The 23,581-nt window shown below is 44.3% G+C and carries 27 protein-coding genes; 20 read left to right on the top strand and 7 right to left on the bottom strand.

Annotated features, from left to right (window positions below):
• Positions 1-77: 77 nt before the first annotated feature.
• Positions 78-449, top strand: a complete 372-nt coding sequence (locus tag MKX30_RS06975; RefSeq protein ID WP_023989731.1) for a hypothetical protein — start codon at positions 78-80, stop codon at positions 447-449.
• 229 nt (positions 450-678) lie between these two features.
• Here MKX30_RS06975 and MKX30_RS06970 read toward each other — a convergent pair whose 3' ends face one another.
• Entirely contained in the window at positions 679-1,680 is a 1,002-nt protein-coding gene (locus MKX30_RS06970) for a chitosanase (RefSeq protein ID WP_076264757.1), read from the bottom strand.
• 273 nt (positions 1,681-1,953) lie between these two features.
• Here MKX30_RS06970 and MKX30_RS06965 point away from each other — a divergent pair, with 273 nt between their 5' ends.
• From MKX30_RS06965 to MKX30_RS06945, 5 genes are all read left to right on the top strand, one after another.
• On the top strand, positions 1,954-2,742 hold the full coding sequence (locus tag MKX30_RS06965; RefSeq protein ID WP_341062649.1) for an isocitrate lyase/PEP mutase family protein: 789 nt from the start codon (positions 1,954-1,956) through the stop codon (positions 2,740-2,742).
• A 37-nt stretch (positions 2,743-2,779) separates the two neighbouring features.
• Positions 2,780-3,340, top strand: a complete 561-nt coding sequence (locus MKX30_RS06960) for a bifunctional transcriptional activator/DNA repair enzyme AdaA (protein ID WP_023989728.1) — start codon at positions 2,780-2,782, stop codon at positions 3,338-3,340.
• A 25-nt stretch (positions 3,341-3,365) separates the two neighbouring features.
• On the top strand, positions 3,366-3,851 hold the full coding sequence (locus MKX30_RS06955; RefSeq protein ID WP_023989727.1) for a methylated-DNA--[protein]-cysteine S-methyltransferase: 486 nt from the start codon (positions 3,366-3,368) through the stop codon (positions 3,849-3,851).
• Between the two features lie 13 nt (positions 3,852-3,864).
• Complete coding sequence (locus MKX30_RS06950; RefSeq protein WP_023989726.1) at positions 3,865-4,152, top strand: antitoxin Xre/MbcA/ParS toxin-binding domain-containing protein; 288 nt, start codon at positions 3,865-3,867, stop codon at positions 4,150-4,152.
• Positions 4,153-4,319: 167 nt separating this feature from the next.
• Entirely contained in the window at positions 4,320-6,197 is a 1,878-nt protein-coding gene (locus MKX30_RS06945; RefSeq protein ID WP_341062647.1) for a stalk domain-containing protein, read from the top strand.
• Between the two features lie 86 nt (positions 6,198-6,283).
• On the opposite strand, the gene MKX30_RS06940 is transcribed toward MKX30_RS06945, so the two are convergent.
• Positions 6,284-6,841, bottom strand: coding sequence for a YdhK family protein (locus tag MKX30_RS06940; RefSeq protein WP_068942131.1), 558 nt, complete (start codon positions 6,839-6,841; stop codon positions 6,284-6,286).
• A 290-nt stretch (positions 6,842-7,131) separates the two neighbouring features.
• Here MKX30_RS06940 and MKX30_RS06935 point away from each other — a divergent pair, with 290 nt between their 5' ends.
• The 3 genes from MKX30_RS06935 to MKX30_RS06925 all read left to right on the top strand — a co-directional run bounded on the left by MKX30_RS06935 (position 7,132) and on the right by MKX30_RS06925 (position 9,969).
• Positions 7,132-7,971, top strand: coding sequence for a MetQ/NlpA family ABC transporter substrate-binding protein (locus tag MKX30_RS06935; RefSeq protein ID WP_053325891.1), 840 nt, complete (start codon positions 7,132-7,134; stop codon positions 7,969-7,971).
• Positions 7,972-8,040: 69 nt separating this feature from the next.
• A complete protein-coding gene (locus MKX30_RS06930; protein ID WP_081047524.1) occupies positions 8,041-9,216 on the top strand; it encodes an aminotransferase class I/II-fold pyridoxal phosphate-dependent enzyme in 1,176 nt (391 codons plus the stop codon).
• A gap of 42 nt (positions 9,217-9,258) precedes the next feature.
• Positions 9,259-9,969 (top strand): 5'-methylthioadenosine/adenosylhomocysteine nucleosidase, encoded by a 711-nt coding sequence (locus MKX30_RS06925; protein WP_013311357.1) that lies wholly within the window; start codon positions 9,259-9,261, stop codon positions 9,967-9,969.
• 18 nt (positions 9,970-9,987) lie between these two features.
• Here MKX30_RS06925 and MKX30_RS06920 read toward each other — a convergent pair whose 3' ends face one another.
• The 4 genes from MKX30_RS06920 to MKX30_RS06905 form a co-directional block, all read right to left on the bottom strand.
• Positions 9,988-10,473, bottom strand: coding sequence for a DUF5381 family protein (locus MKX30_RS06920; RefSeq protein ID WP_053325889.1), 486 nt, complete (start codon positions 10,471-10,473; stop codon positions 9,988-9,990).
• Positions 10,466-11,302 (bottom strand): hypothetical protein, encoded by an 837-nt coding sequence (locus tag MKX30_RS06915; RefSeq protein WP_053325888.1) that lies wholly within the window; start codon positions 11,300-11,302, stop codon positions 10,466-10,468. Before MKX30_RS06915 ends, MKX30_RS06920 begins: the two co-directional genes overlap by 8 nt.
• 33 nt (positions 11,303-11,335) lie before the next feature.
• Positions 11,336-12,421 (bottom strand): WXG100 family type VII secretion target, encoded by a 1,086-nt coding sequence (locus MKX30_RS06910; protein ID WP_053325887.1) that lies wholly within the window; start codon positions 12,419-12,421, stop codon positions 11,336-11,338.
• A 271-nt stretch (positions 12,422-12,692) separates the two neighbouring features.
• Positions 12,693-13,439, bottom strand: coding sequence for a hypothetical protein (locus MKX30_RS06905; protein ID WP_076264752.1), 747 nt, complete (start codon positions 13,437-13,439; stop codon positions 12,693-12,695).
• A gap of 154 nt (positions 13,440-13,593) precedes the next feature.
• On the opposite strand from MKX30_RS06905, the gene MKX30_RS06900 reads away from it, so the two are divergent.
• The 5 genes from MKX30_RS06900 (at position 13,594) to MKX30_RS06880 (ending at position 17,207) form a co-directional block, all read left to right on the top strand.
• Complete coding sequence (locus MKX30_RS06900; RefSeq protein ID WP_341062644.1) at positions 13,594-14,520, top strand: cell division protein ZipA C-terminal FtsZ-binding domain-containing protein; 927 nt, start codon at positions 13,594-13,596, stop codon at positions 14,518-14,520.
• Between the two features lie 20 nt (positions 14,521-14,540).
• A complete protein-coding gene (locus MKX30_RS06895; RefSeq protein WP_076295520.1) occupies positions 14,541-15,242 on the top strand; it encodes a DUF1963 domain-containing protein in 702 nt (233 codons plus the stop codon).
• A 99-nt stretch (positions 15,243-15,341) separates the two neighbouring features.
• The gene (locus tag MKX30_RS06890; RefSeq protein WP_053325884.1) at positions 15,342-15,812 is read left to right on the top strand and encodes a DUF6097 family protein; all 471 of its coding nucleotides are present in this window, start codon (positions 15,342-15,344) and stop codon (positions 15,810-15,812) included.
• A 50-nt stretch (positions 15,813-15,862) separates the two neighbouring features.
• On the top strand, positions 15,863-16,330 hold the full coding sequence (locus tag MKX30_RS06885; protein ID WP_023989714.1) for a hypothetical protein: 468 nt from the start codon (positions 15,863-15,865) through the stop codon (positions 16,328-16,330).
• A 79-nt stretch (positions 16,331-16,409) separates the two neighbouring features.
• Complete coding sequence (locus MKX30_RS06880) at positions 16,410-17,207, top strand: hypothetical protein (RefSeq protein ID WP_023989713.1); 798 nt, start codon at positions 16,410-16,412, stop codon at positions 17,205-17,207.
• Positions 17,208-17,236: 29 nt separating this feature from the next.
• Here the strand turns inward: MKX30_RS06880 and MKX30_RS06875 are convergent, their stop codons facing one another.
• A complete protein-coding gene (locus tag MKX30_RS06875) occupies positions 17,237-17,659 on the bottom strand; it encodes a hypothetical protein (protein ID WP_023989712.1) in 423 nt (140 codons plus the stop codon).
• 169 nt (positions 17,660-17,828) lie between these two features.
• On the opposite strand from MKX30_RS06875, the gene MKX30_RS06870 reads away from it, so the two are divergent.
• The 6 genes from MKX30_RS06870 (at position 17,829) to modB (ending at position 23,509) form a co-directional block, all read left to right on the top strand.
• Complete coding sequence (locus MKX30_RS06870) at positions 17,829-18,617, top strand: YwiC-like family protein (protein WP_076264749.1); 789 nt, start codon at positions 17,829-17,831, stop codon at positions 18,615-18,617.
• Between the two features lie 14 nt (positions 18,618-18,631).
• Positions 18,632-19,747, top strand: coding sequence for a TIGR04053 family radical SAM/SPASM domain-containing protein (locus MKX30_RS06865; protein ID WP_341062643.1), 1,116 nt, complete (start codon positions 18,632-18,634; stop codon positions 19,745-19,747).
• Positions 19,731-21,152 (top strand): protoporphyrinogen oxidase, encoded by a 1,422-nt coding sequence (hemG, locus tag MKX30_RS06860; protein WP_341062642.1) that lies wholly within the window; start codon positions 19,731-19,733, stop codon positions 21,150-21,152. The genes MKX30_RS06865 and hemG overlap by 17 nt, the downstream gene beginning before the upstream one ends.
• A gap of 109 nt (positions 21,153-21,261) precedes the next feature.
• Positions 21,262-21,981, top strand: a complete 720-nt coding sequence (gene ric, locus MKX30_RS06855) for an iron-sulfur cluster repair di-iron protein (protein ID WP_025718083.1) — start codon at positions 21,262-21,264, stop codon at positions 21,979-21,981.
• A gap of 29 nt (positions 21,982-22,010) precedes the next feature.
• Positions 22,011-22,835 carry a molybdate ABC transporter substrate-binding protein gene (gene modA / locus MKX30_RS06850; RefSeq protein ID WP_209943195.1) on the top strand — a complete coding sequence of 275 codons (825 nt, stop codon included), beginning with the start codon at positions 22,011-22,013 and terminating at the stop codon, positions 22,833-22,835.
• Positions 22,832-23,509: a molybdate ABC transporter permease subunit gene (modB, locus tag MKX30_RS06845; protein WP_028542273.1), complete on the top strand. Its 678-nt coding sequence runs from the start codon at positions 22,832-22,834 to the stop codon at positions 23,507-23,509. Before modA ends, modB begins: the two co-directional genes overlap by 4 nt.
• Positions 23,510-23,581 lie beyond the last annotated feature (72 nt).

The following is a 23,581-nucleotide window of genomic DNA, read 5'->3' as shown; positions in this document are numbered from 1 at the left end:
TTTTTAGATGGATGCTGCGAGGCCCGCGCCAATCGGATGGTGAAGCATAAGATAAAGTTGAAAGGAGGAATTACAACATGGACAACAAAGCATATGTATCTCAAACGTATCCACGTCTTACAGTCTACAACGAAGAAAATTTTCGGGGTTCCAGGAGAGTATTCAGAGGAAACCTAGGCATTCGTAATACCGATAACATTCTCAACGGCATCGAAAGTTTGCGTTTCTTTTCTACTAGCAGCAATGCTACACTTGTACTCTTTACTGGCACTCGGTTTAGAGGTAACTTCCGTGTGTTTAGAGGCAATCGCAACATCGCCGACCTGGATGATCTGATTCGCGGGAATGATGTGGAATCTATTATCTCTACCAATCAACGTTTGACGTTGCAGCAAATCCGTAATATCCGCAGTAGCGGTAGACTGCCATCTGGCTATCGAATCATCTAACGGCCTTATTTCGACTTCATAAACCATTTTACAAGACTGTTTCAGGAGCTTGCAACTTTCGGGCTTTTGGGACAGTCTCTCTATTTGTACACGCGACCTACATACTCGAATGATGAGAGGAACTGTATGGGAGAATGGGATGTTGTTAGCAGTCAACACCAACTCAATGTTCATAAAAAATAGATAAAGGAGGACATACGATATGCCCTCCTCATGACGTATATTATATTTACTTCAGTTCCCAATTCGTTGCTTTGATCACAGCTGCATCTGCGTTCTTAAGATCTGTTTCGCCAGAAGCTAAGAGAGAGCTCCATTGTTTCACACGATTCTTACCATTGGGAGGTTGGTTATAATCGTTGGTATCGACAACCAATGTACGCTTAGCATAGAAGCTAGTCATGAACTTCTTCTCATTCGTACTACTGCCTGAACGTGAGAGGATTCCTTCAAGACTACCTGAATCACCAGTAGCGCCTTGATTGAGTGCTGTGTCGACAAATGAACCAATCGTCAGAGCAGTATTAAATCCGCGTTTCTGTGCTTGCTGTACACTATATTCGATATAGGTGTCATAGAACGTACGCCACATGGCTTCTCTCCAAGCTTCATTGTTTTGGAGAGCGTTGATCTTCTTCTTGATAACACTATCGCTATCGCTGAGCTTTAGAATCGAACCACTCATTTTCCCCTTCAGGCCAGCACGTGTTAATCCACCTGCAATGGAAGGGTTACTAGCTCCACTAGCAGCATCAAAAGCTTTGAATAAGTCCGGACCATCGGGTCCCGTATCATTTGAACCGCCTGTTGTTGCTCCAAAGATACCAATGGTGTATCCGCGATTATCGCCGATATCTTCAGCATATCCATAGAATTCAGTCCATTTCAAAGAATCTTGCTCTGGTTTGTTCACTAGCTTCATAATATTATCCCATTGCTCACCGTCGAGTCCTGTATTAGCCTTCAGAAACTGAAGTGTTGAAGGTGAGAAATTAGCATCATGATCAATAGCTGTAACCGCTTCTTGGCTAGTAGCTGCTTCGCTGGTAAGGGATAATGGCTCTATACTAGCTTCATTTGAGTTGTCGAAGCCCTCATTTAAATCGATCGTTTTCTGTACTGGAGTTCCATTCTCTTCAGCAAAAGCCTTGGCAGGTGGACCCGACAAGCTAGAGAAAGAAGCAATTACAGTAAAGCTTAGCAAGATCATAAGGAACTTTGTTTTATACATATAACTCCTCCTATAATAATGTAATTGTGAAAGGCTAAAAGCTAAAAGCGTAGATTTGCATCTAACTCGAATTGATTTAGCAAGAGTATAGATAAGAAGAATATGATTGAATAGAGCTTAAATAACCGTTTTTTTCAAAAATTATGATTTATATGTGAATAAATGGACCTAGTTGTTCCTAGATTCCTACAGACCATAAGTGCAAGAATGAGGACGAAACAAAGATAGCCTCTTGATAAAATGAGTTACATCACATATCAGGAGGCTATATTTATGAACAAAATTCATCAGTTTCATGCACTTCACACATCAGAGGAACTTTTATTTTTAGGGAACGCCTGGGATATGCTATCTGCGGTGGCTCTGGAGAAGGCAGGCTTTAAGGCGATAGGTACGACGAGCTGGGGAATTGCCAATACGCTTGGATTCTCAGATGGAGAGCTTATTGATTTTGACCAGCATGTAAGCATTATTCGGACGATTGCTGAGCATGTTCAGATTCCAGTGTCGGCAGATATTGAAGCAGGATATGGGGAGGATACGGCAACGATTGTTGAGCATGTTTTAAGGATAGCCGATGTGGGAGTTGCAGGGATTAATATTGAGGATTCTTTGAAAACGAAAAAGGGACTTCGAGAAGTGGGCCTGCACAGTAACCTGTTGTCCAAAATAAGAACAGCATTGGATACGCGTGGGTTTAAAAATTTTTTTATAAACGCAAGAACGGATACATATTTGCAGATGGATGCCCCACTTTCAGAGACCATAGAGCGGGCCAAAGCGTATGTGGATAATGGTGCGAGCGGAATTTTTGTTCCAGGATTAAAGCGTGATGAAGAGATCAGGGAAGTTGTGTTTCATATACATGCTCCGCTTAATGTTTTATCCCTGCCGGGTCTGACGAATGTCCACCAGCTTCAGCAGTTAGAAGTTAAACGGTTTAGCTTTGGAAATGCATTTTCTGATAAGATAATAGTTGCTTTGCAAAAGAATGCAGAACAGTTGATAGAGCTTCAAGATACATCACATTTATATGAGGATTTTGCAAAATCCTTGAGCTAGATGAATATGAACTATAGAAAGGACAGAGCATTCGATCATGGCTAACCTTAGTCTTTCTTTTGAAGAAATGTGGGAGAAAATTATAGCGTGTGATCGTAAGTATGACGGGTTGTTTTTTACCGCTGTGAAAACAACCCGCATATACTGCCGACCTTCCTGTCGATCCAAAAAGCCGAAGAAAATAAATGTGGAGTTTTACTTTGATTTGGACAAAGTGGAAAAGGCGGGTTTTCGTGCTTGCAAAAGATGCCAGCCCCATACAGACCATTCGCCGTATATCAGACTTGTGCAGAATGTAGTAACCTTCTTGGTCAATCATTACAAGGAAAAACTTGTATTGCAGGATATTGCGGACCATATCGGAATAAGCTCCTTTTACTTGGATCGGATCTTTAAACAGGAAACCGCCGAAACCCCGCGTACGTATTTGGAAAAAATAAGAGTAGATAAGGCAGCCTATCTTCTTAAAAGTACAAATCTTACGAATCTTGAGATTTGCTATGAGACGGGCTTCCAAAGTCCCTCCCATTTCTATAAGGCGTTTCGCAGCTTGAACCATTGTTCTCCTAGTGAGTATAGAAAGTTGAGTAAGGAATAGAAAAGGAAGGAGGGCGTATCCTTTTATGAGTGAACTTTACGTATTGAAGTATGTATCGCCGATTGGAGAGATAGAGATACAGGGCACAAATGAGGCTGTCTATTCTATTATGTTCTCTAATCGGAATGAGCTCTTAACGAGGGCTATAGAAGAGGTTCCAATCCAAGTATTAGCGGAATGCGCTATCCAGCTTGACGAGTATTTTAAAGGTGAGCGCTTTGAGTTTACGTTTCCTTATGCCTTTGAAGGTACGGATTTTCAGCAAAAAGTATGGAATGCTCTGGTGTCCGTGGGGTACGGTAAAACGACAGCTTATAAAGATATTGCTCTTGCTATTGGAAATGAAAAAGCGATCCGAGCCGTAGGCAGTGCTAATGGAAAAAATAAGCTGAGCATTGTGATTCCATGTCACCGAATTATCGGTTCCAATCAGAAACTAACGGGCTATGCAGGAGGGCTATGGAGAAAAGAATGGTTGCTCCAGCATGAAAAGCGTTGTCTGAGGCCCTAAGGAGGGTTCGTAGATGAGAGACATATATTTGAAAGAGTTTAAGCCGGAGAACTGGGCCAACATGGTTCAGATCTATCAGGAGCGGTATGCACAGGTAGATCCGGCTATAAGAGCAAAAGTGGTCGAAAGTAAAATTCCCAAGGAGATTCAGATTGTGCTACTGCCCGATATGGGGGAATATTTGCTGACTTGGATGGATCGAAAAGTCCCCGCACTCGGCAACGAAACACCGTCGGATTATTTGAAAAGCGAAGAAGGCACTAAAGCACTGAAGGCGGCCATATTACGTATGCCACGTTGAAGAAGCGGGCCAAGGAGATACATATGAACATTGAACAGATGAACAGAGCGCGAATGATGGAAAAAGTGAGTTCGCATATCCATAACTGTAATCAGATGGCATGAACTTCATCTAACCCTATGCTATGATTTACCGACAAGACTATAGATTCAAAAGGGGAAATAAGAATGAAGCTCAAAAGAATGATGTTCCTACTTTCGTTTTTAACGATACTCGTAGGGTTGTTCACTTTGTGTACAGAAAGTGTTCATGCTGCCAATTCGACAGTATTCAGAGATGGAGATAAGCTTAAGCTTACCCTTGATGATGGTAATGGAGTAAACAGAGTGTTTAAATTCGATCTCCCGTTTACGATTAAGCCTGATACGCCAATTCGTCTGTATAGCAACTATATTGAAATTCCTTCTGGTGACTTTACGATTGATTATGCCAACTCTACAATTACGATTGCGGATTCACGACCAGCACCTTATCCAGGATCAGAAAATCATATAGAACTTCCTATAACTGTGAAAGGGGCTGTGCAGTCAGTCGATGAATCTAAAGTAACTCCACTTGCGGAGGAGCCGAAAGTAACGCAGCCTGAGGTGGAGACCAATATAAAAGAGATTCCCACTCCCAGTGAACCCGAGGTTGCTCAACCTGTGGACGAACCGAAAGTAATTGAATCTCAAGTAACCCAGCCTGTCGTGGAGCCTAAAGTGGACCAAGAGGTGGATGAGTCACCGGAAATCCCTTTGACTATCCCGTCTGGAGAAAATTTTCCGGGTACATTTACGATCAACTCTTCAGGTACGTCATTTTCGGTTCGTTTGAAAATAAAAAATATTCAACCCACGTACACTTCATACGTTATGGTCAAAAATGCAGATGCTCAATTAATTAAACGGATTCAGTTCGATCCGGAAACAACGTTTACCTACCCTTTGAGTAACCTGAATTTATCTACGGGTGGATACTACTTTTATATCAAAATGATCGACCAGTCGGGAAATTCGGCAGCGTCTGTACCCCAATTTGTTCCCATAAATAATAACAAGGCTCAGCAGGTTGAGGTGTTTATAGACGGGAAACTGCAACAATATGAGCAGCCTGCGACCTCTATTAGCGGAAGTATGCTGGTGCCATTTCGTGCCGTTTTTGAGGCGCTTGGGGCGAAAGTGAAATGGGATGGAGCTACCAAGACTGTTACTGCAACCAAAGGAAATACAACGATCAAGTTAACTGTAGGCTCCAGAGATGCCTATATCAACGGTAAATTAGTGCGTCTCAATGCAGCGCCGAGACTCATTAACGGCAAAGTAATGGTTCCTATTCGCTTTGTAAGTGAGGCGCTGGGTGCGAAGGTAAAATGGAATATTGCAGCTCAGAGCGTTGTGATTTTTCATGCTCCACCGCAGGTTTTGACAACCAGTGAAAGTGAACAATTAATGGAGGAAAATGAAGATGCTTCTGAATCACATTCCAATCCAACGATTCTAAAAAAGATATCCACCACCTTCTCCAAATCTACGGATATTGTGTTCGTCATAGATGTTACGAGTAGTATGACAGGGACGCTGGATTATGTGAGACAGAAGGTGAAAGGCTTTGTTGATTCCGTTCCAGCAGGTTCCCAATTTGCTGTCGTTGCATTTCGGGATATCAATCTGAAGGCAGATAAAGATTTAGAATTTTTGGAGTTTACGACCGATAAAAACAAGTTAAAAGGTAATTTGAATATGCTGCGCCCTTCCGCTGGCGGGGATTTGAAGGAATCGGGATTAGAGGCTATTCAGTTAGCTATAAGTAAATTTCCCAAGAATTCTAATTCCAAAACAATTATATTCATTACAGATGCACCAGTTCATGATAAAAATACAGCTCTGGGTAAAGCCCGTTTTTCAGTAGATGAAATCAACGAGCAATTACAGAAAAATGGTGTTATTTTTAATGCAATCGTGCCTGCGAATGGACTAGCCAACAAACAAATGAAAAAGCTTGTAGAAACCAACAAAGGGACTTTGTATGACATCAAGGATGCCAAGCTGAATTTAGCAAAGTAGGTTTGTCCAAACTCAAATAAAGCCGTATAAAGGGAGCCGATGTAAGGCTCCCTTTTGCTATCATAAGCGCCTGTGTTGTAAGAGTTCTAATGGGCTGAAAGCTCACTCTCCGTCACCCATTTATGATTTTTGACAGGCTCTCCTCCTGTAGTCGGCGTATAATCTACCATATATACGGTCGTTGGCTCGACGGAATCAATGGTAGCCTTAGCCCCATCCATCCCCTTCATATGATCTGCTGTAAGAATAACCTCCGTTCCCGGTGAATAGGGCTCGCTGCCTGTATCCTTAATCTCTTCATGAATAACCCACTTATGATTATTCACTTTTTCTTCTCCAGTGGTTGGAGTATATGAGACCGTATAAGCAGTAGTCGTATAAGCACCAACAATCGTGGCAGTAGCCCCATTCATGCCTGCCATATGGTCGGCTCGGATAGTCGCTTGGCTACCAACTTTGAAGGCTGGATTTTCCGCTTCTTTTAGTCCGGTAGGAAGCTTACTGGAAGTGGAATGGTTCATATCCGATGTGTCGTGCTGTTGACTGCTGTTTGTCGTGTGCTCCTGGTTCGGCGTGTTACTGTTCCCGCACCCACTCAAAATAATCATGATTGTACCAGCGAGCAAAGCCCATTGCATTCTCATATTTACAGCTCCTTTACGGTTTTAATTACATATTTTAAATGTACCCCTATGGGGTATATTTAAAACGGAAGTATATGACAAACTTGTGAAGTGTTTTGCTTTCAAGGGGATCTCCTGTTGTGACCCCTTTTTTGTTATGCAGAAGATGCGTAATTAAATGTTGTTGACAGTGAATAAAAAATCATTGTAATATCTATAAAACGCATCAAGTTACTTGGTATTTTGGGCGACTGTAAACATTCTAACTCACCAAAAGTAGATGATATCAAGGAGCAGGGGGAGACATCAAAATGAAGAAACCATGGATTTCATTTATATTGCTGCTGGGAGCAGTCGTGCTTTTTATTTCAGGCTGCGGCAGCAAGAATACGTCGGGCAACGCTGCGGGTGAAGAAAAGAAAACACTGCATATCAGCTTTAATCCCGGTCCATATAGCGATCAGTTTAAGAATGGTGTGGCTCCATATTTGGAGAAGAAAGGCTATACGATTACATATAAAGAGTTTACAGACGGTGTTCAGCCCAATGTAGCCGTGGCTAAGGGGGATATTGATGCTAATGTGTTCCAGCACTCGCTCTACCTGGATTCTATGAATAAGCGGGAGAATATTGATCTGATTGGTGCTGTGCAGGTCCCGACTCCTCCAATGGGATTGTACTCCAGCAAGCATACCAGCCTTGACGAAATCAGTGAGGGAGCCCAAATCAACCTGCCTAACGAGCCAGTCAATATGTTGCGTGCGCTGAATATTTTGAAGGAAGTAGGCTGGATTACGTTAAAGGACAATATCGATCCATTGCAAACCTCGGTGAACGACATCACCTCTAATCCGCATCATCTGCAATTTGTTGCTACCGACCCGGCACAGGGGCCACGTGCACTAGAGGATGTTGATTTTGCGGCTATACAAGGGAACTTTGCTGTATCGAATGGAATAAAGCTGACCTCGGCATTAAAGCTTGAAAATATGACAGATCCGTTCACGAACGTGGTTGCTGTGGACAGCAAGAACAAGGATAAGCCCTTCGTCAAAGACATTATTGAAGGATATCATTCAGATGAATTCCAAAAGTACATCCAATCGAATCCTGATTATGAAGGCTACAAGCTGCCAAGCTATTTCAAATAATATGGGGTATTATCTTCTGCGGGCTGACGTTGTCAGCCTGTATCTTATGGATAGAAGGTGGAGATGAACGTGATTTTTTCATCCTCTGATCTCGTCAAGGCTCTGCCTGACAACTATTTTAGCGCAATGGATGACAAAGTGAATCTGTATAAAAGTAAGGGAATAGATGTAATCAATTTGGCAGCCGGCAACCCGGATCAGCCGACACCGGCGCATATCATCAGCACTTTGAATGAAGCGGTCGATCAACCGATCAATCAGGGCTATCCACCTTTTCATGGGAAAAAAAGCACGCTGGAGGCTGTCGCTGCGTTCTATAAACGGGAGTATCAGGTGGAGCTGGATCCTGACCGGGAGATTGCCATATTCAACGGCTCAGCCATAGGTGTAATGGGGATTCCACAGGCGCTGCTGAATCCCGGTGATTGGTTATTGACCACCGATCCGGCATATCCCCAATATTATTCCGCTGCTGCGCTGGCAAGAGCCCATATTCATACGATTCCGCTTGATGAGAAGTATGGCTTCTTGCCCGATTATACAACCGTGCCGGAAGAAATTGCAGAGCAGGTCAAATTGCTCATGATTAATTATCCGAACAATCCGACTGGAGCAGTAGCTACAGCAGATTTCCTGATAAAGACGCTGAATTATGCCGCTCGGTACCAGTTTCCGGTTATGAATGATTTTGCTTATGGTGCTCTTGGATTTGACGGGCATAAGCCGATTAGTTTATTGCAAATCCCCGGCGGCAAGGAATATGGCGTCGAGACGTATACGGCTTCCAAAACGTATAACATGGCTGGATGGCGCTTCGGCTTTGCAGTGGGAAATTCGTCCATCATTGGTGCGCTCAAGCATTATCATACGCATGCCTACAGCACTGTTTTTGGAGCGGTACAGGATGCGGGGGCTGTGGCATTGCTGGGCACGCAGGAACCGGTACGGGAGCTCGCGGCGTTATATGAGCGGCGCCGTGATATTCTCATTGCAGCGTTACGAGGTATTGGCTGGGATGTAGCTGCTCCCCAAGGGTCTTTTTTTGCCTGGTTCAAGGTGCCAGAGGGTTATACATCCGCTTCATTTGCAGACTTTTTATTGGACGAGGCGCATGTTGCGGTCGCCCCTGGAGAAGGCTTTGGTCGTGCGGGAGCTTCTCATGTGCGGTTCAGTCTGGTGAACAGTGAAGAAAGGCTGCTGGAGGCGGTGCAGCGTATCGCAGCAACGGGTATTTTTCAAGTATAAGCTGGAATACAAGGAATTCATGGAGGGAGCGGGAAAAGAACTTTGAGTATAGCGATTATCGGAGCCATGGAGGAAGAAATAGCAGATTTGAAAGCGCAGATCGAAGGGATAAAGATGACCCAGATTGCGAACGGGATTTTTTATACAGGCCAGCTTGAGGGCAAGGAGGTTATTCTGCTGCAATCAGGAATTGGCAAAGCGAACGCAGCCTCGACTACGGCGCTGCTGATTGAGCGATTTAGCCCGGAGCTTGTCATTAATACCGGGTCTGCGGGTGGGCTCGATCCAGCGCTGCATGTTGGCGATGTTGTAGTGGCGACCGAGCTGACTTACAGCGATGTGGACGGAACGGCGTTCGGCTATACCTACGGACAGGTGCCACAGATGCCGGCAAGTTATCCTGTCGATCCAGCGCTGCTTGCTTTTGCGACAGAAGCGCTGGCGGAGACCAGGATTGAGGGGCAGATCGTCAACGGATTGATTACGACGGCAGACTCTTTCATCTCCCAGGCTGAGCGCGCCCATTTTATCCGTAGCCAGTTTCCTGAAGCGAAAGTGACGGATATGGAAGGGGCCGCGGTCGTTCAGACTGCGTACCAGTTTGGTGTTCCGTTTTTGGCTGTCCGTTCTTTGTCTGATCTTGCCGGTGTAGAAGCGGCGGATTCTTTTGACTCCAATCTTGATTTGGCTGCGGCCAACTCGGCAGCAGTGGTTGTGGCTCTTGTAGCTGCATATGATAGAGACAAGCTTTGACATATTCAATGGCACTATTCAGGAACGTTTTTTCTTTGGCTTGCCATGCTGGTTAATGAGAGTTCGAAGTTGTTTCCCGGCTTGGTTTAGCTCAACATCGTTCAACACATAATCGGTGCTGACTTCCCAGGTGCTGTGGTCATTCAGATGAAAAATAAAGGCGGGAAAGCGAGGGCGCAGCCATTTGCGGATGGAGGCTCCTTCGAATTCGACTTTAGTGATTGCAGACCATGGGACAGTTCGAATACCATCGGAAATGCTATGCTCGTCAAAGATGAACAGGTAGGTATCCTTACGAAGCGTTCTGCTCAAACAAACCACAAGATAGCTACCGAAAAAAGGAAATCCGATAATGGCGGAGGTAATAAAGAAAAAGATTTGTAGAGCTGAGATATCTTCGTCGATAAAAATGAGCAGCAGCAAAAGCAGACAAATCAGCACAAACATCAAGCTGCCCATGGCTTTCCAAAATGCCAAAGATCTTCGATATACAATTTTATCCACGGAATACCGCCTCGTCGCGTACAAACTCCTGAATGAAATAAGTTATTCGTTCTCTCCAGTCAGCTTCGGTTACACTTTCAATACGCAGACATGGGGTGGCCTGCATATCCAGTTCTGTATTTCTTACGATCCACACATCATTCGTTCCTTTAAGAACAAATAGTAGATTTGTAACGGAAGGTCCATCTTCATCCGTATCCGCGTATATCATCTGGCTCAAATTATCTAGGCTACACTGATTACGATCAAAATCCTCTCGCCAGTCTTGTATTATTTGCTGAGCGGACTCATGAAGCTTCCACGTTGTCATTTGCTGCATGCTGAAGCTGGAAGAGGTTAACTCATTCCACTGTTCTTCTGTCAGATCGACGTATCGGCTGTGCTCATTGAAGTTCGAAGCAAGCAGGCCGAACAATTGATCAATGTCGTGATGCCAGTCTTCTGGGGAAGACCAGCGAAAGAAATGGAGTTCATTGTGGCTGGAAAAATGATACAGAAAACGTTCATTTCCATGGTGTATCGTTAATGTATTTTGCTTATCCTGTTGCTCCTTGTAGCCACGTAGCATCTGACGACTTTGTACCAGATGAGCTAGCATTTCAACAATGAACGCATCAAATTCAAGCTGTTGTTGCTCGTCATCTCGTTGTTCCATCAAACCCTTGGATATCAGGCTATGCGTTGCGGCATGAAAAAGCAGTTCCCAGCGATCTTCGGTTAGTTCCCCGTAATAAGATTGGAGCAGACCAGAAGCCATATCTTCTGCGCCCAGTGCGGTCAAGGCAAAGCCTAGTTCCTCAAGCGTTAAAATTACCGTTTGTTTGTCCATAGTCAGGCTCCTTCTCCATCTGTTAGGTGTATGTCATTTAAATAGTTTGCTGGCCCAACGTATCCCCTTTTCGGCGAATTTGGCGACTTTTCCACCTGCCCAGCTTCCCACCGTACCGCCGACGTAAGCACCGACGGCTGCACCGACCGGACCACCGATAGCGCCGCCTACGGCTCCCAAAGCAACAGCACCGCCATAAGTTGCAGCGGTTTTAATCGCTACGTTAGAAGCAGATACAGCCACATCCGTTCCGGTAAGCTTCCCGCTTTTCCATTTTCCAGCCAGACTGATACCCTCGCCCACAATATTCATGGTGGCATTAATAGGGTATAGCTTTTTGGCAATCATGCCGGGAATTTGGCGGGTGGCTATGCCGTAACGGCCTTTTTCCACCCCGGCGATGACGTTCCGCGTCCACTGAGGAAAGCTATTGGCTTTGTTGAATCCGAGGCCGAGCTTACCCATTTGAAGCTTTCCAGCTAAACGATCAAAGCCCTTTAAACCCTTCATCACAATACCGGGTTTAGCGAATTGGCGGTTTAGGCTTTTGCCCAAATTACGCATAAACGCATTGTTACCCTTGCCATTCACCCATGCCGCATTATGTATAACCGCTCGAGTGGGATTCTTCAGACTTTTCTTGAATTCTACTGTTTTGGTGAGCACAAGTGTGGAAGCTAGACCGCTATAGATAGCTGTTCCGGCAAATCCCAGTTGCCCGCGCCATTTATTGGCTTCTGAAATGCTGTTAATAGCTATATCTGCTGGATCGGGTCCTTTTTTCCCGGAAGTTGCCCCTTCACTGCTGCCGATCTGTCCTCTGTGATCTCCTTTATTAATACCCGTGTCTGCTTGTGTATCTGTTTCCTTGAATTTTACTGCAATGGAACGCAGCTCTGTGCTGACAGAACCGACAGTTTGAGTGAAAGCATCCATTTGTCCACGCGCTTTATGAAAATCCTGATAAAAGCGCTGCTGTGTTGTCCCTGCCCAGCTATTTTCCAACATCTGAATATGCTGTGACAGTTGTCCGCAAATTTGTGCCCCCAGCTCACGTGCCTGTGCGAACTGCCTGGAAACCGCCTCTAGTTTCTCAGGAGGAACCATAATTTTAGCCATGATGTCCACCTCGGATGATTAAAATAATTACTTATATTTTAGTGAATCTAGTGGGGGTTAGCAAAAAAAGGAGGGGATTTAAGTGAAAAATAAGTCATTTGTATGAGTTCATGAGGGGGCATAAGGGAGAATAGTAGGAGGTGTTATGATCCGAAGTTCTTATATGTCATTCATAACGAAACGAAAAAAGCCCCTCTTTTCAAATGGAGCTTTCCATTAGAAAGAGAGGCCTTCTTGCGTAGAGGCTAATGCATGTTTCGCGTCGTATTAATTATTTTAGCGGAATCTGCTTGGACAGCTTTTCAAACTGCTGCAAGTGAGGAGTGACCTTGGCGGTAATTCCTTTGAAATACTTGATAGACGCTTGTCTTTGACGTTCCTTGGTAGCAGTCTCTTCAGGGAACATAGAGTATTCCTTTTGGACAGAGCCATTTTTATAATTTACGGAGAAGAGATCTCCTTTTTGCCATCTTTGGACCAGATCTTGATTACTGTGCAAGATATTTAGTATTTCTTTGCTATTTTTATAAGTGAAGCTGTAGTCTGGATCTGCCACAGCGTGGATCACTTGGTAGCCACTCTGTAATCCATTGTTCTGAAAGGTACCTACTTGGATCTCGTTCGAACGTACGGTTCCGTCCATTTGGGTCACTTTTTCAGTCTGCGTACCCTGGCCACTCATCGTGTCATTGCTCCATGTGCCGTTGTATACGACTTTATGATTTTGTCCATCTGCATCGGTGTATTGATTTATATATTTTCCGGTACCTGAGCGCTTGCCATTCACAAAATCACCCGAATACTGCTTATATTCGCTCCATTTGATCGTACCACGTCCGTTCGTCTGCCCATTCTCGACCTCTCCATAGTAAGTAGTCTGACCGGATAGCTGAAGCAATTCCTTGGTTGCAGCCGCATTCGCCGCAGGTGTACTTACAGACAGCGCTCCAGATATTAGCGATGCGGACACCATAATAGGCAGAGACAGAGCCTTCCCTTTTTGCCAAAGTTTTTGCATCACGAGTTCTCCCCTTTCGAAGCTTTGAATTTCTAAAAGTTAAGTTCAACGACCCAGCACCGTTTTATACTTGTGCTTGGTGAGTTATAGTTTAATATAGATTGAGAATTATAGGAAACTGTAAAGTGAAAACAGCTAGCTAGGAGGGAGATTCATGAATTTACCCGAACATGGGAGTGAGGATGTATCTAGCATCCTTAGCGTGGAGTTGGAACATGAGCCTGTGAAGACCATAAAAGGAATCCATCAAGTGGAGCCTGATTCTAATATCTATTGGCTGATTGACGTGGAATTCAGCGGTTTTACGTTATCAGATGAGGATATTTTGCAATTGCTTAAGGGGTATATCGTGTATGGACATGTGCATGATTTGCAGATATGGACTAGTGTGGGACGCAGATCGGCAGGCGAATGCCATTTTGATAAAATCTGTATTTGTATGGATATATTCGATAATGTAGAGATGCAGGTTCGTTTAGATGAAGCCAAGGTTGCAGACTTTATGAACACACTGCCAGCGCGTTTTCAGGAGAAGGGCACCGTTCATGTGCTTCCTCGGGAGGATGCTGCCCATGCACGTGCAAAAGCGGAAAAACTTAAAGCATTTACAGATCAGGAAGGTGAAAGGGAACACGCTGTCATGCTTAGGCTGGTGGCGGATCAAGGCCAATCTTACCGTGGAGCGGATATCTGGGATGTCATGCTGAGCCTCGGAATGGAGTGGGGAGATATGGATATTTTCCATGCACACCATCACGGGCTGGGAGGCTATGATGAACTATTTAGCGTACATACGGGAACCGAGCCTGGATTTTTTTGGTTGAGTACACTCGCAGAGGATCGCTTTGCAGATTTGATTTTCAGTATGGATGGGGTACGGACCGTGCAGCCGCAAACTGTGTTTGAGACGATGTGGAAAAGTGCCGAATATGCATGCGCCAGACTCGGCGGGACATTAGTGAATGAACAGGGTCTGCCAGCTGTGCAGGAAGATTATCTACATCAGATTCAAGAGATGGAAGACCGCTTAAGTGAGTTTGGTTTTAAAGCAGGAGAGGATGTTGTTGCGTTTCTATTCTAGATTAGAAAGGAGTGGTTTCGTTGTCCAGCAACGCTATTGAGAAGCTAAGAACGATTCTAAAACGTAAAGCTACTATTTTCCATACAGGGGGCCGTAGACCGTCCGGTTCCCTTGAACAGAGCTGGATTGGTAGAGTTACAGTGGCTTTGCCAACGGAGGAGCAACCCATTGATGTACAGGGGAATGTTATGGCTCCGATCATGCAATTGTATTTGCCTGCCTTGCCCTTTGTTCCTCCGGTTATACACAGTGTCAAGCTGTTGACGGTCTTTCTGTCTCCTGATGTACTGGATCATGAGGACATGGAAGGATATATGTGTATTCGTGAGTATACGTCGTTAGAGGATTTGGTTGAAAAAGATTTTGGTCCGGCATTTATGCAAATCAAAGCATTCCCGCTGTTCCCCGAACTCAAAGAGAATGATTATCCGGTCTGGGACGGTGAAGACATTCCTGAGGAATATGGCGATGCCCTCAACCATTTGGACGAGGAGGAACCCGACTATTTTGAGGACATCGTAGAGGAAATATATGCGGTTCACAAAATCGGTGGCTATCCCAGCTTTGTTCAATCGGGCATCGACTTTGGCGAGGGCTATGAATTTGTGTTTCAGATTGCTTCAGATGCCAAAGCCGAATTGAATATTGTCGATGGAGGCAGCTTTTATTTTGCCAAGCATCAGAATGAAGGAGCCTGGCGGGGTTACTTTGATTTTTACTGATTAGCTCACTTAGAGAGCAGTCTGGAACCGATCGTGTTGTAGAGCATGGCAACCCTATATACTCGTAAGTTAGACACTATTGAAGTGGGGGAAAAAGATATGAATGTTTTAGGTCAGCTGGGATCTGCTATCCAGAGTAGTTTATTTATTCAATCCGAATTGAAGAAAGCCCATGCATTTATTCAGAAGCACGATCTGCCTGTAGAACAGGTAGAAAATGATTTTCACAAACAGATCATCGTGCTGGAGCAATATGCTGGAACTCGCGTTTTTCAGCGAGGGCTTGCTAAATACAAAGTAATCAATGTAATGCTTATGACCATATCTGTGATTATATTGCTGGCAGCAGGCATCGTTGCGGCGGTGGAATATTTACAACCCGAACGACATTTGCTGCAAGTGCTGGCGAATGCCATGTTTGACCATTGGGTTCCCTCTATCACTTTGCTCAGTGTTGTATTCGTGGGTGTGATCGTTCTTGCCATCGTTAGAAATGTTTATGCCAAACAATTACATACGCGCGTGCTAGAGCGGGCTTGGCAGGCCATTTTCAATCATGTGTACATATGAGGACAGAGTAACTGTAGGAGATTGGCATAATAGCTGAAGGAGTGGCAGCAATGAATGACTGGGAATCAGGAATCATTCAGGTCGATGGTGAGCGTGCGATCTACTCATCTTTAACAGAAGATCAGTTGTTAGAGACCACTTGGTATTCGAAATATTTTCATTCTGTAAGAAGGCTAGGGAATGACTACATCTGGTATCATTTCGATCAGGTTTCTTTGCTGCGTCGGCATTTTTTTGTGTCTGTATGCTTTAAGGATACAAGCCTAATTGTCGTGGAGATTTCGCTTCAGGGCAATGAATTTCCAACTTCTTGGGATAATTGGTCTGAGGAAGGGGAGAGAAAGCGGCAAGGGGAGCATGACCGTTTGTTACAGCAACATTTGTCCGTGAAGCCAAGCTATCGTCAAACCAAGCCTTACCCCTATATGGAATATGAACTGAGCTGGGGGAAAATCTCTTCTTATTTTGACCCCCGGTCAGGAAATACGGCCATTGCTTTTAAATATAAAGATGAATAGCAATCTTACATAAAATACACGACAACCCTGAGCTTTGTATTGGAGGTGAAGGGGTTGAGATGAGTAAGGGAGATGTGTTGTGGATAAAAAGGCAAAAAAAATACTGATGAACACATTCTGGTCCTCCAGCGGCTGGAAGCAGGAGCGGGGATCTTTTTCGGGTGAGGATTTTGAATATGCCAAAAGTAAGGGCTTGATGTTCGATCCGATCACCATTACACATAACGAGATTATAAACAGATTACATGAGCTGCATCAGCAAAAGGCTACAAAAGAGCGAGTGGCAGCAGCATTTTTGCACAGCCTTTCCACGAAAAAGGTTCATTTACGAAGCGCCTTATCGAGCTGGGCATTAACCGCTGGGCTTCCTTTGCACACCTATGGTGAGCGGCCTGTCGTCCTGCCCAATTACAGTAGCTGTGGGGATTGTAATTTTAATAAAATGATGTCTGATAATGAATACGTCAATGAAGATTTGAATGTACTGAATTTTGAACGAATCAAATGGGGCGGTATTCGTCTGAACCACCTTCTATATTGCTGGATGGACCTTGAATTGTTCAGTCAAGAAGAGGATGTTCAGGTTTCCGATGAGGATCTAGCTATACTTCATAACATGCTCGAAGCTGTTCAGAACTGTGATGCCCAAAGCAGTGCACGTCAATTGGAAAAGCGCTGGAAGGATGTGTTTCCATCCAGCAAAAACGAGCGTGATGTAGTCATGGAGGTGTGGGGATATGCCGGACTGCTGGTCCCACAGGACACGCCTCGTAAACGACAGCACGGCAATCATGATTTTTATTCCGTAGCAGCTTGGCAAGGAGATGACAGATACTCGCAGGAGGCGTTGGACTATTTCTTCGGTACGTTTTTATAGAGAAAGTGAATCGTTATGCCACATCTTGATCATGACGGTTCCTCAAACAACAAACGTTCTTCTTCCCGACTATGAATAGCATTGACAACCAGAAGCGCGTGGAACTGCTGAAGAACTTCAGGCGTAAGCCCTTCTTCACGGATCCCGGCTTTGAGCTCTTTTACAATGATTCGGAGCAGGTCATGATCCCGTGTAAGTTTGACGACAGCCTCCTGCAGTTCCGGTTTTTTCTCGACCTTTTCCTGATAGAATCCTTCCTCTTCTGCATCAGCATGGCTGAGAATGCGGGTTTCCCAATATTCGATCAAGTGGTCGGCAGCCTGACGCGCCACCTTGAATTCTTTTGCTTCGAGTAATTCTTCTACTTCTCTCGTCTTATCTAGAGCGCCAGTTAGCCCGCCTTGATGAATGGCATGATGAGCATGCAGTTGACGTAAAGAAGGTCCTCCCATAACAGTTCATCCTTTCTTTGTTCCCTTTTTTAGTACAGTATAGCATAAGAAAATAGCGTTATTTTTCCGGTTAGGATATTCCCCGCTAAGGAAAAGGGAACTCCCTAATTGGTTCAATTTCATATAATACTTAGAATGAAGTTAGAAGATAAAACTCAATTTTGGGGGAATGGATGATGAATCGATTAACCGAAATAACAGACATAAAAAAGATTGTGAAAAAAGGATCAAGGGTTTGAAGGGAATGAGCAGATACATACCTAATCAACATGGAGCCTGGGCCATGCTCATTCTTCCATTTTTATTCGGTTTAGCTGCTTCTCGAGGGGAACTTATTCATATTCCCCTATTTGTGTGCTGGTTTTTTATCTACTTATTCAGTTTTCCTGTCCTCCAATGGATCAAAACAGGCAGCAGTGCAAGATACCGCAAACCCGCCGTTGTATACGGAGTGATATTACTTCCTTTGTTAATTTCACTGATATGGTTTGAGCCTGCCTTGATCTGGTATGGAGTTCTTCTATTGCTCTTTTTTATGGCTAATATTTATTTTGCAAAAACGAAAAATGAACGTGCTTTACTCAATGACATTGTTGCAATTCTACTCTTTTGTTCTTTTATATACCCTGTTATTTATATGGGGGGAGGAGAGAATTGGAGAGTAGCAACAGAGCTATTCTTGCTTTTGGTGCTTTACTTTATCGGAACTGCTTTGTATGTCAAAACGATCATTCGTGAAAGAAAAAATATACGTTACCATTATGCTTCCGTCATCTATCATTTGGTGATTTTGTTGTTTGCTACCTGGTTAAAGTTACCTCTGTTTGTTCCTTTTTTGATTTTTTTGATACGAGCCATATGGCTTCCTAAACTCGGATTAAAGGCAAAACAAGTTGGCATGGCGGAAATTGGATTTTCAATGATGCTCTATGTTTTTGTGTTGTTTTTATACTTCTAAAAGGAGAGACATCAATGATATCTTTGAAAACGCCGCGTGATTATCATACAGATCCGTTTATAGTCATCTGGGAGGTTACACGAGCTTGTGCTTTAAAGTGCCTTCACTGTAGAGCGGAAGCTCAGTACAAACCTGATCCTTGCCAGCTGACATTAGAAGAGGGTAAGAAGCTGATAGATCAAATTGCTGAAATGAATCATCCGTTGGTTGTATTCACAGGCGGAGATCCTTTAATGCGTCCTGATCTGTTTGAACTGGCTCGATATGCAATTGAAGAGAAAAATCTGTCGGTTTCAATGACCCCCAGTGCCACCCCTAAAGTGACACGAGCAGCGGTAGAAAAAGCAAAGCAAGTTGGGTTATCGCGATGGGCGTTTAGTCTGGACGGTTCATGTGCAGACATTCACGATCATTTTAGGGGTACAGCAGGTTCTTACGATACGACCATGCGAGGAATTGGTTATTTGAAGGAACTGAATATCCCTATTCAAGTGAACACGACGGTGTCCCGGTACAACCTTCATGATCTGGAGCAAATTGCAGAAAGGGTAAAGGAAATGCAGGCCGTGTTATGGAGTTTATTTTTCCTTGTTCCAACCGGACGTGGCATGGAGAAAGATATGATTACTCCTGATGAGCATGAAGCCGTAATGAAATGGCTGTATCAAATACAGCAACAGATGCCGTACGGTGTGAAGGCTACAGAAGCTCCTCACTACCGGAGGGTCGTACTGCAGGAAAAGCACAGAGCAGGTGAGAGCAGTGGAGCAGACGGACAAAAAAGGGCAGATGTTTTAGGACGTGCTCCTAAAGGCGTAAATGATGGAGATGGATTTGTTTTTATTAGTCATATCGGCGAAGTATACCCGAGCGGTTTCCTGCCTCTTATATGCGGGAATGTACGAAAGGATAGCCTGGCAGATATTTATCGCAACTCTCCGATCATGATGAATCTTAGAGATAAGTCCCTACTTAAAGGTAAATGTGGAGTCTGTGAATTCAAGGCTGTCTGTGGGGGCTCTAGAGCAAGGGCTTTTGCAATAACAGGAGACTATTTGGAGAGTGACCCTTATTGTGCTTATATACCCGGAGTTGGAGAGGAAAAGTGTTTTCATGAAAAAAAGTTCTAAAAAAGTCGTTATTCTCGGTGGAGGAATAAGCGGTTTAAGTGCTGCCTTTTATGTGAAAAAGCTGGCTGAGGATAGGCAGCTTGAAGTAGAGATTACACTGGTGGAGAAAAGTGAACGTCTGGGAGGAAAGCTACAAACCGTTCGCCAAAACGATTTTATGATCGAAAAAGGACCAGATGCTTTCTTGGCCAGAAAGACAGCAATATTGGATCTGACCATGGAGTTGGGGCTGGAAGCAGAGCTGGTATCGACAAACCCGAAAGCCAAATCTGCTTGCATTTTGCATAAGGGCAAACTTCATACGATGCCGATGGGCTTCATTCTGGGCATTCCAACAAAGCTCACCCCCTTCATTCGGACAGGGCTTATTTCTCCGTTGGGAAAAGCACGGGCAGCTCTGGATTTAATCATTCCGGCGAAGAAAGGTGATGCGGACGAATCTCTAGGGGATTTTATCAAACGGCGTCTCGGCAAAGAAGTTCTGGATCAGATTACAGAACCTCTGTTGTCTGGAATTTATGCTGGGGATACTCATTCTCTGAGCCTTATGTCAACTTTCCCTCAATTTAAACTAATGGAACAAAAGCATGGAAGTCTGATTAAGGGTATGTCTAAAGGGGCGGGAAGAAAGCCAGCAGTACAAGACAAACTGCCTGATATCGCTAAGAAAAGTATGTTTCTTTCTTATCGGCTAGGATTATCTACGATCGTGGAGCGGCTAAAGGAAAGGCTGGATACCGTACGTTTTGTTATGGGGCAAGGTGTAGTTGAAGTAAGGAGAGAAAACGGTTATCAGGTCATTTTAGAACATGGACAAAAAATAGATGCGGATGCGGTGATTTGTGCTGTTCCAGCTTTTGAAGCGGCTGCATTATTTTCCGGCGTTGCAAGCGCTAGCTGGTTACACAAGATTCACTATGTTTCCGTAGCCAATATTGCCCTTGCTTATAAAAACACAGATCTTAATTTTGCTTTTGAGGGAACGGGATTTCTAGTCCCCCGCAAAGAAGGCAAAAAGATTACCGCATGCACTTGGTCTTCGACGAAGTGGAGCCATACTGCTCCTGAAGGATATACGCTTTTACGGACCTATATCGGACATGCAGGTGCACAGGAGTGGGTTCAAATGACAGACAATCAACTTGTGGATGCCGCGCGCAAGGATTTGAAAGATTTAATGGGCCTGGAAGCGGAACCAGAATTCACAGAAGTCAGTAGGTGTGATCGATCGATGCCGCAATATCCGATTGGACACAAAGAGCATATGGCGAAGATGAGACAGGACTTTGCACAGTATTTACCGGGTGTTTTTCTATGCGGTGCCGGCTATGGGGGCGTTGGAATTCCAGATTGCATCGCTCAAGGGAAAGAAGCGGCTGAACAGTTGCTTTCTGATTTGTTATAATCAGGCTCTTTCCACTAGTGAAAGAGGGAACCCCCTGATTGGTTCAGCTTTAAGGGAGACGTAGAATGAAAGTTAAGCACAAAATCGAAGTATGATGGAGGAATGGAAGATGAGCCAGTTAACGGAAGAAACATGGGTGGCGGACATTGTGAAAGCAGTACCCAAAACAGGAGATCTGTTCCGCAAACTTAGGATTGATTTCTGCTGCGGAGGGAAAATATCGCTCCGTGAAGCAGCAGCCAATCGAGGCCTCCACGCTGGTGAACTGCTAACGCAGATACATGAAGTGGAAGAAAAGCAGGCACAGCATAAGCAAATGCAACCTCCTTCACTCGAACCAAAAGAGCTAATCGCCTATATTCAAAATGAGTATCATACGAAGCTTCGGGAAGAACTATCGGCGTTAACGCCGTATGTAACCAAACTAACGCGGGTTCACGGCGAACGTTATCCGCATCTAAAGCGAGTTAATGAACTGTTCACCTTGCTTAAACAGGAATTATCGGAACATATTCAAAATGAGGAGGACCTTGTGTTTCCGATGATTGAAGCATTTTTACAAGAATCAACAGTGGAACGAGCAGATGAGTTGAATCCAATTTTGTCCAAGTTGCAAGACGAGCATCAAACGGTGGTGGAATTCCTGAAGGAAATGCGCTTGATCACAAACGGCTTTGAGCCGATGCAGGAAGCTTGTGGTACGCACCGACTCGTATTGAAGCGGTTAGAAGACCTGGAAGCAGATATTTTTAATCATATTCTTCTTGAAAATTGTACACTGATCGAACGTACGAGACAGGCACAGCTAATCGCGAAACCCATTAATTGATGATGAACGAACATGAGGAGCCGAACCAAATGCATAAATTCATTAAAAGTAGCACTGTTTTCGTTTTGGTTATTTCCATCATTTTATTATTATCAGGATGCGTTGGCAGCGCCGGTAAGAATGGATCTTCCAGCCAGACATCTTCGAAAACGGCTGAAACTATTGAGCTTACCATATCCGCAGCAGCAAGTTTAACGGATGCGCTCAAAGAAATTCAGCATTCATACGAATCAACCCATACAGGCATCAAATTGAATTTTAACTTCGGCGGCTCTGGTGCGTTGGAAAAACAAATTGAGCAAGGAGCGCCGTCGGATTTGTTTCTGTCCGCTTCGACCAAAAACATGAAGTCCCTTGTTGATCAGCAGTTAATAGATACGAAAAAACAAAAAACGTGGCTGACGAACGAATTGGTCGCGGTTATCCCTGCAGACGGGACGATGAACATCGCGAGTGTAACCGATTTAACAAAAAAAGAAGTGAAGAAAGTTGCGATCGGAATTCCTGAAAGTGTCCCTGCGGGCAACTACGCACAGGAAGCGCTGATGAAAGCGAAGCTTTGGGACACGTTACAGAGCAAGCTGGTTCAGGCAAAAGACGTTAGACAAGTGTTGCAATATGTGGAAACGGGGAATGCTGATGTCGGATTTGTATATAAAACAGATGCGTTGACTTCACAGAAGGCAAAAATCGCCTTTGAGGTGGATCCCAAAACCTATTCACCTGTTGAGTATCCAATCGGGATTGTCAAAGCTTCAAAGCACATTCAAGAAGCCGAAGACTTTTATGCATACTTACAATCGCAAGAATCTCTGAATATTATGGCTAAGTATGGATTTACCATACCGAAGTGAGCATGCAAGATATAGATTGGAATGAATATTGGCCTCCTATCCGATTATCGTTGCAGGTTGCACTGTTATCCAGCGTTCTGGTAATCATATTAGGCTTGCTTGTGGCATGGTCAATGTCGCGGTTAGGATTATTTAAAGGGAAAACGGTCGTTGAAACCGTGCTTATGCTGCCTTTGGTACTCCCACCAACTGTTGTTGGATTTTTACTACTAATATTACTTGGACGAAAAAGCGGGTTCGGACGTTTTGTGGAGCAATGGTTTGGAGAGCCTATTATATTCTCGTGGTGGGCAGGGGTTATAGCAGCGGTGGTGGTGGCTTTTCCTCTTGTCTATCGGACGCTGAGAATGGGATTGTCTTCTGTTGACCGGGACTTGGAAAACGCGGGACGTTCGATGGGTGCAAGTGAATGGCAGGTTTTTCGATATATCACCTTCCCTTTAATTTTCCCTTCTTTTAAGGCTGCCTTTATACTCGGTTTTGCCCGCGGCCTGGGCGAATTTGGTGCTACGCTGATGATTGCCGGAAATATTCCGGGTAAAACACAAACGATTCCGACGGCCATTTATATTGCGGTGGATGCTGGTCATCTTCCTATGGCCTGGGCGTGGACATGCTCTATCATACTCATTTCTTTTATCATGCTCCTGTTAACGGGTCAAAAGAACAATTAATTACTTCATACAAGCTTCCCTTTAGCAGGGGGAGGCTTTTTTGTATCTTTCCATAGAACGAGGGATTTCCTG

It is taken from the genome of Paenibacillus sp. FSL P2-0173 (genome assembly GCF_038008045.1).
Classification (GTDB): domain Bacteria; phylum Bacillota; class Bacilli; order Paenibacillales; family Paenibacillaceae; genus Paenibacillus; species Paenibacillus polymyxa_B.
Note: the sequence above shows the minus strand (reverse complement) of the source record. Positions and strands in the feature narration are given on the sequence as shown.